The organism is Paraburkholderia lebeckiae (assembly GCF_014201005.1).
In the GTDB taxonomy this organism is placed as follows: Bacteria; Pseudomonadota; Gammaproteobacteria; order Burkholderiales; family Burkholderiaceae; genus Paraburkholderia; species Paraburkholderia tuberum.
Genome location: NZ_JACHDK010000002.1, coordinates 287,256 through 299,856, shown reverse-complemented (window position 1 = coordinate 299,856; position 12,601 = coordinate 287,256). Strand labels below are relative to the sequence as shown.

Annotated in this window: 11 protein-coding genes and 2 pseudogenes; 8 read left to right on the top strand and 5 right to left on the bottom strand. The window is 62.4% G+C overall.

Annotation, left to right across the window (positions count from 1 at the left end; genetic code table 11):
• The first annotated feature begins 7 nt into the window (after positions 1 to 7).
• The 3 genes from HDG39_RS04645 to HDG39_RS04635 all read left to right on the top strand — a co-directional run bounded on the left by HDG39_RS04645 (position 8) and on the right by HDG39_RS04635 (position 1,734).
• The gene (locus HDG39_RS04645) at positions 8 to 439 is read left to right on the top strand and encodes a peptidase associated/transthyretin-like domain-containing protein (protein WP_184003624.1); all 432 of its coding nucleotides are present in this window, start codon (positions 8 to 10) and stop codon (positions 437 to 439) included.
• 135 nt (positions 440 to 574) lie between these two features.
• Positions 575 to 1,198 carry a ubiquinol-cytochrome c reductase iron-sulfur subunit gene (gene petA, locus HDG39_RS04640; RefSeq protein ID WP_184003622.1) on the top strand — a complete coding sequence of 208 codons (624 nt, stop codon included), beginning with the start codon at positions 575 to 577 and terminating at the stop codon, positions 1,196 to 1,198.
• Between the two features lie 149 nt (positions 1,199 to 1,347).
• Positions 1,348 to 1,734 (top strand): hypothetical protein, encoded by a 387-nt coding sequence (locus HDG39_RS04635; protein ID WP_184003620.1) that lies wholly within the window; start codon positions 1,348 to 1,350, stop codon positions 1,732 to 1,734.
• Positions 1,735 to 1,766: 32 nt separating this feature from the next.
• On the opposite strand, the pseudogene HDG39_RS04630 reads toward HDG39_RS04635, so the two are convergent.
• Positions 1,767 to 2,048: pseudogene (locus HDG39_RS04630) on the bottom strand (chloride channel protein); the annotation flags it as partial.
• A 449-nt stretch (positions 2,049 to 2,497) separates the two neighbouring features.
• Here HDG39_RS04630 and HDG39_RS35600 point away from each other — a divergent pair.
• Positions 2,498 to 2,650: pseudogene (locus HDG39_RS35600) on the top strand (OmpA family protein); the annotation flags it as partial.
• 64 nt (positions 2,651 to 2,714) lie between these two features.
• Here the strand turns inward: HDG39_RS35600 and HDG39_RS04620 are convergent.
• Both HDG39_RS04620 and HDG39_RS04615 read right to left on the bottom strand, forming a co-directional pair.
• On the bottom strand, positions 2,715 to 2,969 hold the full coding sequence (locus HDG39_RS04620; protein ID WP_018418003.1) for a hypothetical protein: 255 nt from the start codon (positions 2,967 to 2,969) through the stop codon (positions 2,715 to 2,717).
• Positions 2,953 to 4,887, bottom strand: a complete 1,935-nt coding sequence (locus HDG39_RS04615) for a chloride channel protein (protein WP_184003618.1) — start codon at positions 4,885 to 4,887, stop codon at positions 2,953 to 2,955. Before HDG39_RS04615 ends, HDG39_RS04620 begins: the two co-directional genes overlap by 17 nt.
• Positions 4,888 to 5,356: 469 nt before the next feature.
• Here HDG39_RS04615 and HDG39_RS04610 point away from each other — a divergent pair, with 469 nt between their 5' ends.
• The 3 genes from HDG39_RS04610 (at position 5,357) to HDG39_RS04600 (ending at position 9,552) form a co-directional block, all read left to right on the top strand.
• Positions 5,357 to 5,788, top strand: coding sequence for a MarR family winged helix-turn-helix transcriptional regulator (locus HDG39_RS04610; RefSeq protein WP_018418006.1), 432 nt, complete (start codon positions 5,357 to 5,359; stop codon positions 5,786 to 5,788).
• Between the two features lie 1,103 nt (positions 5,789 to 6,891).
• On the top strand, positions 6,892 to 7,296 hold the full coding sequence (locus HDG39_RS04605) for a heme-binding protein (protein WP_184003617.1): 405 nt from the start codon (positions 6,892 to 6,894) through the stop codon (positions 7,294 to 7,296).
• Positions 7,297 to 7,377: 81 nt separating this feature from the next.
• Positions 7,378 to 9,552, top strand: coding sequence for a malate synthase G (locus HDG39_RS04600; RefSeq protein ID WP_184003615.1), 2,175 nt, complete (start codon positions 7,378 to 7,380; stop codon positions 9,550 to 9,552).
• 71 nt (positions 9,553 to 9,623) lie between these two features.
• On the opposite strand, the gene galU is transcribed toward HDG39_RS04600, so the two are convergent.
• Together galU and HDG39_RS04590 are read right to left on the bottom strand one after the other, a co-directional pair.
• Complete coding sequence (galU, locus tag HDG39_RS04595; protein ID WP_184003613.1) at positions 9,624 to 10,541, bottom strand: UTP--glucose-1-phosphate uridylyltransferase GalU; 918 nt, start codon at positions 10,539 to 10,541, stop codon at positions 9,624 to 9,626.
• A gap of 285 nt (positions 10,542 to 10,826) precedes the next feature.
• On the bottom strand, positions 10,827 to 10,970 hold the full coding sequence (locus HDG39_RS04590) for a hypothetical protein (RefSeq protein ID WP_008921966.1): 144 nt from the start codon (positions 10,968 to 10,970) through the stop codon (positions 10,827 to 10,829).
• A 268-nt stretch (positions 10,971 to 11,238) separates the two neighbouring features.
• On the opposite strand from HDG39_RS04590, the gene HDG39_RS04585 reads away from it, so the two are divergent.
• Positions 11,239 to 12,486 carry an acyltransferase family protein gene (locus HDG39_RS04585; protein ID WP_184003611.1) on the top strand — a complete coding sequence of 416 codons (1,248 nt, stop codon included), beginning with the start codon at positions 11,239 to 11,241 and terminating at the stop codon, positions 12,484 to 12,486.
• Positions 12,487 to 12,601: the final 115 nt, after the last annotated feature.

Genomic DNA, 12,601 nt, shown 5'->3' with positions numbered 1-12,601 from the left:
GCTCGAAATGAACCAGCATGCAATCGTCAAAGTTGGCTTGACCGCACTCGCACTGGGTGCAAGCGTTCAATACGCGTTCGCGGCAACTCAGCCTTTACCCGCGGTACAGCACGAGGGTGATGTTACGTTCCTGAGCGGCGGGATCGGCCTTGGCCAATCCACCGCTATCAAGGAGGTCATGCCAAGGTATCCACTCACGCTCGAGTTTGCGGGCAAGGCGGCTAGCGGCAACCAGTACCTTGCGAATATCCCGGTGACGCTATCCGACATGCACGGCAATACGATATTGCAGACCACCGCAAAGGGTCCTTTCCTGTTGGCGTCGCTGCCTCACGGCCGGTATAGCGTGAGCGCCACATATAACGGCAAGACGGAGCGCAGGGACGTGAATGTCGCTCCGTCGTCGCATGTGCATGAACTGTTCCTGTGGCCGATGTAGACCGGCGTTTCGCGTTTCTGGCCGCACGCGATCCGATTCGCCGGCTTTCCGGCTCGCGACGACCGCGGCGGTGCATTCGGTAACCGGTACTCGTGAAAAGTCGCGACGGGCTACCGAACCGACTCGGAGCTTGCCATGAAAAACGGTTCCAGCGAGCCTGTCGACGAACGCCGCCGCAGATGGCTCATCGCCACATCGGCCGTCGGCGCCATAGGAGGCGTGACGGTCGTCGTTCCCTTTGTCGACTCGTTTGCGCCGCCGGCGAGTGCGAGGGCAGCCGGGGCGCCAGTCAGCGCCGATATCGGCGGACTCGAGCCTGGCAGCATGATGACCGTGGCGTGGCGCGGCAAGCCGATTTTCATCGTCAACAGAACCAACGAGATGCTGGCGGCCGTGCTCAAGGCCACCCCGATGGTCGCCGACCCGCATACCGTGCATCCGTTCTCGATACCGCTGCCGGCCTACTGCAACAACGAATACCGGTCGCGTCCGGATCATCGCAACATACTCGTTGTGATCGGCGTGTGCACCCATCTCGGCTGCACCCCGCTTCCCCGCTTCCAACCCGGGCCGCAACCCAGTCTGCCTGACGATTGGCCCGGGGGCTTTCTGTGCCCTTGTCTCGGCTCGACTTACGACCTGGCCGGTCGAGTGTTCAAAGACAAACCCGCGCCCCAGAATCTGGATGTGCCGCGTTATCTGTTTGCGTCGTCGACGAGCATCGTTATCGGACAGGACGAAAAAGGCGAGGAGGCATAGCCGCGGCAAACGGTCGAGGACGCGGGAAGTTCCTGCTGCGGTCCCTCAATACCGGCCCGCCTCCCTACCGCTACATCGATCCGTGGCGGCCGGTCGAGCGCGCGGTGCCGCGCCGGTTGCCTATCACCTACCGAGATCGAGATCACCAATTGATGCGCGAAGCCGCGAAACCCAAGGCGCCGAGCGCGAAACTGCCTGCGCCGAAAGAGGTGCGCGACTTGAAGTGCTCCTCGCCAACCGTCAGGCTTTCGCCGTTCGCCTCGCTCGACAGGTTGGCCGAAGAAGAGCCCGAGGGTGGCTCGGCGCGGTCCGCATGCCATCGCGCCGTGGGACACGCAACGGCCGCCGCGCACGAGCCGCTCGACAACCTCATCCCGGCACAGGGACCCGATGAATCCGGCGGCATCGAGTCGTCGGCAATCCGATCGCCCACCGTTGCATTCACGCTACCGCAAATGGCGGTCGCGCCAATCAGCATAGCCTTGGTCAACTTGCCGAGGAGTTTGGGTGAGCGTAGCGTGGAGTTCATCAGATGATCGCTGTATCGCATCCAGTAATACATGACTGTCTATCTGTAACGCTCCGACAGTGCCTCGTAAAGCGGCGGTGCCAAAAGACTCGAAACCGGGCTCGCAATCAGCGCGGTCGCCCTCAGCGAAATGACGGGTGCGTGCTCATTGATCGTCTCGATGACGACTACGAAGGCCGTGGTCGGACTTTGCGTGACTGCCGCGAGCTAGCCCACCATGCCGTGCGCGATCAGCATCGGCAATTGCATCTGTCCGAGCGCCAGACGCAGCGTGTTGCCGATCCCCGCACCGATCGCCAGCGATGGCGCGAACAGGCCGCCTGCGCAGAAATATGTCATAACCTGCGTCGATAAGGCGCGCATACAGAACTGCGACGAGACCCCTGGCCACCGCGCCCAGCCGGAAAATCCCATAGTGGAACCACGGCCACCGAGCGTGTTGCAGCGTTCTTCTGTCGAGGAATCGAAAGGAAGTGGCGAACGGATTCACCATTAGGTATGGGTCAATTTAAAAAAAAGCCCAGCCGTGAAGCTGGGCGGAGGGGATCGCCTTCTGTCGCCTGAAGACGAGTGGACGTTCTCTCGGACCCTATGCAACAACCAGCAATATCGCCGTACCGTGTTCCGCACCACTCGCCGCTAGGATAGGCATGTTGTGACATAAATACAAGTGAATCCCGAGTTCTTCGATAAAACGTCAATCGGGGTAGTTCGACACCAATTCATTCATACGAAGGCCTGCGCCGGCATCCGTCCCAGCAAGTGCTGGCGGCACCGCCGAATACAACCTCGCTCCAGGCGAGCGGCGTTCGCAGGCCTTCATGCGTGAGCTGGAAACGCTCGGCGTGCCCGGGATGCAACTGGAAGCCGTCAGCCTGGGCAAGGAAAAACCGGTTGCGCTGCGGCATGACGAAGCGTCGTAGTCGCAGAATCGCCGCGCCGCTCTGGTGTATCGCTAATTGCGCAGCGCACGACGCGCAGACCGGCTCAAAGCCCGAAGTACCAGAGCCGCACGTCCTCTTCCTCCGACCATATCTGCACGTCCAGCATCTCGTCGAATTCGACCGGCTCGCCCCGGTACATGCAGCAGAATCCGCGCTCGGTGCGATAGACGATTACCCACTCGCGTGGGTCGGGAGTTGCGTCGGGCGAACGGTCTTCCCGTGTGCTCCCGGAATCCGCAAGGTGCGCCGCGGCCTTGAGCCGCTCGCGCAACGTATGCCACTCAGTTTTCAGCTTCATCGTCGCTCACCTTCAGAGCCTTGCCGTGCACGGCATACGAAGCATTGTTGACGCGCACGGATTGCGTTGACGTGGCGGTCCTTGCGCGAGCCCGGCGCTGGAAAATATCGATACTACGCGCGACGGCGTCCGCAATATGCTCCTTCGCAATCACGCCGGACACGTCGAACGCGCCATCGACGGCGGAATCCGCGACGACCACCGCCATCACCGCGCGGCGCTGCCGGAGTTCGCTGATCACTTCGAACGCCGCATCGGATCGCTTCACGACGATGAAGTTGCGATGCGCGAGTTGCCCGATCGTGATCGTCGGATTGTCGTGGCTGACCGCGCGGCGCAGGCCAGTGTTGATGCGCAGCACGCCGTACAGCATGCCTGCCTTCGTGACGACGATGTGCCGGAACGGCGCGACGCCCATACGATCGAGGAGATCGCGAAACGGGACGTCCGCGTCGAGCACCAGTATGTCGGCCTCCATGATCGCCGCCGCGCTCTGCACGAGAAACATATTGGCGTGCAACGCGTCTGGAATGACATGACCGCGCCTGACGAGCTTCATCGTGTAGATCGTCTCGCGCGAGAGGAGCCGGCGGGTGCCGATGCTGAACGCAACCGCAAGTATCATCGGCAGCACGATGTCGTAATCGCGCGTCATTTCGAAGATCATCGCCACTGCCGTCATCGCGGCACCCGTGCCGCCCGCGACCACCGCCCCCATGCCGACCATCGCGAATGCAGGCACGCTGACCGGAGCGGCCGGCACCAGCAAATGGAACAGGGACGCCAGCGCGGCGCCCAACGTCGCGCCGATGAACAGCGACGGCGAGAACACGCCGCCCGACGAGCCGGAGCCGAGGCTAACCGACGTCGCGGCCATCTTGCACAGCGCAAGCAGCAGCAGGAACAGGCCGCCTTGCAACTGTTCATTGAGCGTCGCCTGGATCGTTGCGTAGCCCACGCCTTCCACGTAGTAGTGCCCTGCGTAGCGCATCAGCAGATACATCATTGCGCCGACGAACAGCATGCCGAGCGCGTGCCGCGCAAAACGCCCCGAAACGCGATCGAAGGCGTCCTCCGCCCAGTGCAATGCGCGAATCAGCAACGCGGCAGCCACGCCGGCCACGACCCCGAGCAGCGCGTAAAGCAGCAGCGTGAAGCCGCTCGCGAGATGGTTATCGAGCGCGCCGAGCTGAGGGGGAACCAGAAAAGCCGCCGCTCCGCCAAAGAACAGCCGTCCCACGAACGTGGCGGTGCCCGTTGCCAGTGCAACGGGCAGAAAAGTCCCCACGCTGATTTCCGGCATCATCAGCTCGGTCGCGAACAGTACGCCGCCGATCGGCGTATTGAACGTCGCGGCAATGCCGGCCCCCGCGCCGCTCGCAACGAGAATGATCCGCTGACTGGCGGGCATCCGCAGCCACTGACCCAGCGTCGAGCCCAGTGCCGAACCGATCTGGATGATCGGACCCTCCCGGCCCACCGCCGCACCGGTGCCGATCGCGATCGCCGATGCGAGCGACTTGACGACCGCCACCACCGGACGGATCACGCCGCCCCCGAAATAGATCGCGTCCATCACTTCTGGCACGCCATGCCCTTTTGCTTCCGGTGCGAAGCGGCTTACCAGCCACGTGACCGCGAAGCCGCCTGCTACCGGCACGAGAATCACCCATGCGCCCCACGGCGACGGCGGGGTAAACTGGCTCGCGTCGTATAGCGGCGAAAGGCGTCCGAGAAACGCTGCATTATGGATAGTGCCGATCAGCATCCTGAACACGACCGCACCAAAACCGGTCACGATTCCGAGGCAGAACCCCAGCATGCTCATGCGATAGAGGTCGAGCGGCGTCGCGACTTCTTGCGCGTTTTCAGGAGGCGCCGAATCTCCTTGCTTGCCGTCGAGCTTCGTGGGGTCCATATCCCGCCTCTCCTCGCAACACCGTGTCCTCGTTCGGCGCGGGAGCCTCGAGCGGTCCCATGCATGCAATACAAGGTCCACGCAGAAAGAAGCCGAGCGGTCCTGGGGGGATGATCGAACATCGCACCGCCCGCCTGAATCGGTCGGTGCGAGCGGGGTAGACAGGCCTCGGCGATCATGTCATGCCGTGCCATGCACTATAGTCCTATCAACGCGTGTTCACCAACCCTGACGGTCGTGGCGATACGGAACACCCACCGCTCACTGCATCTCAATCCGGCGCGGGCACGCAATCCATCTGATACGATTTTGCGCTGTCACCCGTCACGCCGGATTGCCGGCGCGCTTTGCGATAGAGCGACGCGACTTTCAGCAACGCTGCGGAGAATCCGGTTTCAGGCACTTGGTCCATGTTCCGAACGAGACAGGCAGGAAAGTGAAACAAACATCACCGCGCATCCGGGTCGGCATGCCCAACAAGCAGGATCTCGAAGCCATGTCGGCATTCCGTTACCAGTTACGCAGGTTCATGCGGTATTCGGAAGAAATTACTCACGCGGAAGGAGTCACGCCTCTGCAATATCAGATGCTCCTTCACGTCAGGGGATTTCCCGACCGCTGCTGGGCCAGTATCGGCGAACTGGCCGAACGGTTGCAGGCAGCGCCCAACGGCACCGCGGCGCTCGTGTCCCGCTGCGAAGCCGCCGGGCTCGTCGAGCGTCGCCCCGACAATTCCGACCGGCGACTCGTGCAGGTCCATCTGACAGAAAAAGGCGAGCGGTGCCTGTTGAAGCTCGCGATGCTGCATAAGCGGGAAATCGAGTCATTCGGTTGGGCGCTGGGGCAGTTTCAGGTTCAACAGCCCCCCCTCTTCGGCGGGACTGCTGGATCGTCCGATTGATATTGACGCCGCGGCCCTGCAATGCGGGTCGGCTATCGGCGGTCACGTCCGCGAGATTCTTCGGCGTCCCCGCACGGTGGAGAGAACGAGCGATCATCATCGTGTCGGCACGGGGAAAGCCTTTAAGCCTGCTTTAATCGCCACTGCATAGATTGAAAGCGTACCAGGCCTGTCGTGCCTTCAACGAGCCAACGATCGATCCGCCACTGCCGACGCGGAGCAAGATTGATCGCTGCGGAGCCCCATTCATCGAAGCTGACAGACAGTTGACTGGCACTCTACTGGCTCTCTCGCACAAGGAGGACACACCATGCGTACGCTGCCTGCACTATGCGCTGGAATATGTTTGGGCTTCGCCCACCTTGCCATCGCGCACCCGACCTCGGACGTCGCCCTGAAAACTGGCTGCAAGGATTTCTCCGCGATCGCCATTCATCAACGCCCTCCGATCGCTGACTGGGTCGCACCGCCGAGCCGTCATCGTGTGGTCCGGACTGACAGCGCGATCATAGTCAATGCTGCTGCCCCGGTTGGCCTCATTGTCGGCGAGTGCGGGAAACCGACCTGATACAGGTCGGCCGCAGATCGAACGTTTCTTCGGGCGTATCCGCCAGTTTCGGCCGCCTTCCACTGGTTTCGACTGGTTCGTGGGCGGCTAACCGGTGTTCGCGTCGCCCATGCGCGGGTCTGGTTCACTGGTGAAAGCGTGAACCGGGCCTCGTTCGCTTGCCGCTGTCATCCAACGATGAACCGAAGCCGTCGCCCCCGCTACGGCTCGCGGCGCGACCATTGTCTGGCCGCAATGAATGCTTCGAAAACCAGCTCATCTGCTGGTCTACCTCGTTATTTCTGAGCCAGGCCGCGCTTGTGGACCGCCCTGCGGGTGGCGTTGCGGCGGCACTGTCGAGCGCACGGGCAGAGCGGCCTGGCGAAGCCGCCGTTTCGCGCTGCCTCGCGCGGAAGTAAAATCGTCGGATCAGGCGCGCCGGAGAGCTGCAAGAAGCTTGCAACGGAGCCCCGAGGATCTTCTGAAGCGCCGCATCGCCGGTTACCGAAAGAAGCTGTAGAAGCCACCTTCCCATCACCCAGACAGGATATTCATTATGCTGAGCAAACCCGTGTTGACCGTCGCCGAGACCACCCGCATTGTCGATGCCGCCCGCGCGGAAGCCGAGAAGAACAAATGGCCTGTCGCGATCGTCGTCGCGGACGACGGCGGCCATCCGCTCGCGGTGCTGCGTCTCGACGGCGCGGCGCCCTCCACCTCGTATATCGCGACCGAAAAAGCGCGCACCGCGGCGCTCGGCCGGCGCGAAACCAAGGTCTATGAAGACATGATCAACAACGGCCGCACCGCGTTCCTCAGCGCACCGCTGCAGGGCACGCTCGAAGGCGGGGTGCCGGTGATCGTCGACGGCCACGTGGTCGGCGCGGTCGGCGTGTCGGGCGTCAAGTCGGAGCAGGATGCGCAGATCGCGAAAGCCGGCATTCAGGCGCTCGGCGTGTAAAGCACCGAGCGCCAAAGCAATCCCGAAACACAAACGCGGACCGACGCCCCCTCGTCGGTCCCATAACAGATGGAGCAGTCGATGACTCAGATGAACCCGCGCGGCGGACTGCAGGTCGCCGCCAACCTCGACCAGTTCGTTGAATCCGAAGCCCTGCCCGGCACCGGAATCGACAGCGCCGCCTTCTGGTCGGGATTCGACGCCCTCGTGCACGAGCTGGCGCCCAAAAATCGGGCGTTGCTCGCCAAGCGCGACCGCCTGCAAAGCGAACTCGACAACTGGCATCGGGCCAATCCCGGCCCGGTGCGGGATCTGCGCGCGTATCGTGCGTTTCTCGAAGGCATCGGCTACATCGTGCCCGTGCCCGCCAGCGTCCAGGCCACGACCGACCACGTGGACAGCGAAATCTCCGGACAGGCCGGCCCGCAGCTCGTCGTGCCGCTGTCGAACCAGCGCTACGCGCTGAACGCCGCAAACGCGCGCTGGGGTAGCCTGTACGACGCGCTGTACGGCACCGACGCGATCCCCGAAACGGACGGCGCGGAAAAGCAGAAGGGCTTCAACCCGGTGCGCGGCGCAGCCGTGATCGCGTACGCGCGCAAGTTCCTCGATCAGGCCGCGCCGCTCGCGAACGGCTCGCACGCGGACGCAACGCGCTATAGCGTCGAGAACGGCCAACTGATCGTCGCGCTGAAGAGCGGCACCACGGCGCTGAAGACACCCGCGCAGCTCGTCGGCTATCAGGGCGACGCGAGCACGCCGTCGGCGGTGCTGCTCAAGCACAACGGCCTGCACCTCGAGATCCAGATCGATGCGAACGATTCGGTCGGCAAGACCGATGCGGCCCATGTCAAGGACGTCGTCGTCGAAGCGGCCGTCACGACGATCATCGATTGCGAGGACTCGGTCGCGGCCGTCGACGCCGATGACAAGGTGCAGCTCTATCGCAACTGGCTCGGTCTGATGAACGGCGACCTGACCGAAGAGGTCACGAAGAACGGCAAGACCTTCACGCGCCGGCTCAATGCCGATCGCGAATACATCGGCGCCGACGGCAAGTCGCAGGTCAAGCTGCATGGCCGCTCGCTGCTGTTCATCCGCAACGTCGGCCATCTGATGACGAACCCGGCCGTATTGACGAAAGACGGCCACGAGATTCCGGAGGGCATTCTCGACGCGGTGATCACGACGCTGTGCGCGCTGCGCGACCGTCAGAACAAGCTGAACTCGCGCACCGGCTCGATCTATATTGTGAAGCCGAAGATGCACGGACCGGCCGAAGTCGCGTTCGCGAGCGAACTGTTCGCGCGCGTCGAAGACCTGCTGAAGCTGCCGCGCAACACGATCAAGATGGGCATCATGGACGAGGAGCGCCGCACCAGCGTGAATCTGCTCGCCTGTATCGCCGAAGCGTCGGCGCGCGTCGCGTTCATCAACACGGGCTTCCTCGATCGCACCGGCGACGAGATGCACTCGGCGATGGAAGCGGGCCCGATGATGCGCAAGGGCGACATGAAGTCGAGCAAGTGGATCACGTCGTACGAGCGCAGCAACGTGCTGGTCGGTTTGAGCGCGGGCCTGCGCGGCCGCTCACAGATCGGCAAGGGCATGTGGGCGATGCCCGACCTGATGCACGCGATGCTCGAGCAGAAGATCGGCCATCCGAAGGCTGGCGCGAACACCGCGTGGGTGCCCTCGCCGACCGCGGCGACGCTGCACGCGCTGCACTATCACCAGGTCGACGTGCAGGCGGTCCAGCAGGAACTCGAACGCACCGACTACTCGACGGTACGCGACGAACTGCTCGACGGCCTGCTGACGATTCCGGTCGTCGAAAAGGCGCAATGGAGCGACGACGAAATCCGCGCCGAGGTCGACAACAACGCGCAGGGCATTCTCGGCTATGTGGTGCGCTGGATCGACCAGGGCGTCGGCTGCTCGAAAGTGCCGGACATCCACAACGTCGGCCTGATGGAAGACCGCGCGACGCTGCGTATTTCGAGCCAGCACATCGCCAACTGGCTGTATCACGGTGTGATCAAGCGCGAGTTCGTCGAGGAGACGTTCAAGCGCATGGCCAAGGTGGTGGACGCGCAGAACGCCGGTGATCCGCTGTACCAGCCGATGGCGCCGGGCTTCCAGACGATCGCGTTCAAGGCCGCGCAGGCGCTCGTCTTCGAGGGGCGCCAGCAGCCGAGCGGATATACCGAGCCGTTGCTGCACAGGTTCCGGCTCGAGGTGAAGAAGCAAGGTTGAGGCCGTCCGGCCGAAACGACGACGGGCGCCCTGCAATGCGGCGCCCGTTTTTCCTTCCAGGTCGTGTCACTTCACGCGGCTTCTGCCGTCAATTGCGCCGCGTCGCCACCTGACGCTTCGTTCTGCATAAAGGCTTGCAGATACGCCTCGAATTCAGCCTTCACCTCGGGATGGCGCAGTGCGAATTCGACGGTCGCCTTCAGATAGCCGAGCTTGCTGCCGCAATCGAAGCGCGTGCCGAAGTAGCGATACGCGAGCACCTGCTCCTCGGTCAACAACGACTGCACCGCGTCGGTCAGTTGCAGCTCGCCGCCCGCGCCCGGCTTCAGCGCGCGGATATGCTTGAAGATCGTCGGCATCAGCACGTAGCGGCCCACCACGCCGAGATTCGACGGCGCCTCGTCCGGCGCTGGCTTCTCGACGATGCCCGACAGCTTGATCACGTTGTCTTCCCACTCGCGGCCGTCGACGACGCCGTAAGAGCGGCTATCCTCGCGCGCGATCGTTTCGACGCCGATCACCGAACTGTGATAGTGGTTGAAGGTATCGACGAGCTGACTCATCACGGGCTTCGCGCTATGCAGCAGGTCGTCGGCGAGAATCACCGCGAACGGGCTGTCGCCCACCAGTTTTTCGGCGCACAGCACCGCATGGCCGAGACCGAGTGCTTCGGCCTGGCGCACGTAAAAGCAGTCGACGTTGGCCGGCTTGATGCTGCGCACGAGGTCGAGCAGCTTCTGCTTGTTGCGCGCTTCGAGTTCGGATTCGATCTCATAGGATTTATCGAAGTGATCTTCGATCGCGCGCTTGCTGCGGCCCGTCACGAAGATCATCTCGGTGATGCCGGCGTCGATCGCCTCTTCGACCGCGTACTGGATCAGCGGCTTGTCGACGATCGGCAGCATTTCCTTCGGACTTGCCTTGGTAGCCGGCAGGAATCGTGTCCCGAGGCCCGCTACGGGAAACACGGCTTTGGTGACTTTCAGCATGGTAGGCATTCCCACATCGGTTAGAAATTGGTGTGTTCGCGGACCTGGCGGCCAATCAATGCCGGCGCAAGACTAGCGGAAAAAATCTGCGAGGTTCACGCAAGCGTTTTCTCCGATTTAATTCGGATAATTCACGTATTAATCGCAATGCGATATTGTGAAAATTTGATGAAATTATTACGCATCTATTGCCAGATGGTGATCGAGCAAATCCGAAAGTCTTACCTTTCGGACGCCCCGTGGCACGGGTCACGTGGCGGTCCGAAGACCGGCTTCGGCAGCGCGTCATTCCTGTTCGTCGACCGGTGGCAGCTTGCCGGGGTTCATCCGGTAACGACGGATCGGCTCGTTGCGCAAGGCATCGCGGTAGGCGGAGGCGGCCACCAGGATCAGCAGGACGGCCACGCCGGCCAGTAAATGCAGGTTCATGACTTCACCTCTGGGTCAGAGAATCCTTGCTTTAAATTAGCACGACAAAAGCGATAAATAATTCGATATCCCATACGTCGACGCGCAATTACAATTAGTCACAAAATCGATATCCGATTCAATCCGGAATGGATTTTTTTAATCATTTTTTAGGATTGCGGTGCTCTAGGATGGATGCGTCGCGGGTGCGCAAGACGTCCGCTCGACGGCCTGTTCCACGTCGAATTTTTCTCTTTTCCGCTTCTTCCGCTTCAGATAAGGACCGCGTATGAGCGACCCAGCACTGGATGCCGCCGGCTCATCCCTGCCCCTCTCCCCGCTGCCGCGCCCGGAGAAAAACCCGGCCGCGGCGCATGCGCGCAGCGACGCGCGTGTCGATAGCGCCAGCAAGGAGCACGCGATCGACGCGATGCGAGGCTTCGCCGCGCTGCTGGTCGCCTACTTTCATTGCCGCCAGATCGTGTGGGTCGGCATGCAGGCGTTTCATCAGAGCGTCGGACATTCGTTGAGTCCCAGTAGTCTCGCCGCGTATCTGACGTTTCCGATCGCATGGGGCTCGGCCGGTGTGCCGATGTTCTTCGTGATCAGCGGCTATTGCATCCATCGCGGTGGCGCGCTGCGGCTCGCGGGCAATCCCGCTTACCGGCTCGATGCAGGCAACTTCTGGCTGCGGCGCTTCGCGCGCATCTACCCCGTGCTGCTCGCGGCGCTCGTACTGACCTTCGCGCTCGATTCGTTGAGCCTGCAATTGCCGCCCGTCAGTCACAAGATTCGCGACATCGGCTGGCATCCGTTTCTGGTCAACCTGTTTTCGCTGCAGGGTGTGGCGGGTAAAACGTATGGCTCGAACGGCGCGCTGTGGACGCTGTCGCTCGAAGTGCAGTTCTATGCGATTTATCCGCTGCTGTTCGCGCTGCGGCGGCGCATCGGCATCAACGCCGTGCTCGCGCTCGTCGGCGCGATCAACGTTGCGTCCGCGTACGGGTTGGAGCGCCACGATCTGCAGTTCTTCACGTCGTACTGGTTCTCCTGGACGCTCGGCGCGTGGATCGCCGATGCCAAAGCGCGCAGCGCGCAAGGGGCGCGTGCGCCCGCATTGCTGTACGTGCTTGCGGCGGTATTGATCGCGGCAGGCTGCGCCGCGTTTCATTTCGGCCAGTACGGCGCGTTCCAGATCTGGGCGCTCGGTTTCGCGTGCTATCTGTACAAGGCGCTCGATGGACGTCATGCTTCCCGGCGTGAAACGGGCGGTGTGCGCGCGCTGCTTCGTGCCGGGTCGGATGCAGTAGCGCGCTTGCTGTCGCGCGTCGGTGACTTCAGCTTCTCGCTGTATCTGATCCATCTGCCGATCTTCGTGTTGCTGTCGTCGTGGCTGTTCCGCTCGTCGTTGCAGATGTCGATCTGGCCGTCGTTCGGCTATATGCTGGTCGCCGTGCCGGCCGCCTATGTGTTCTATCGGCTGGTTGAGTTGCCTGCGATGAGGTGGTCGGCGAGTTTTAAGCCTGGAAGGCGCTAGCAGAACCAGAGCATCGGGTCGTGCTCACCGTATTCATGGCGGCATGGCGAGACGGAAAATCAATCGCGGCTTGAACTCTAAAGCCACCCGCCGGTGCAATAAAAAAACGGAGCGA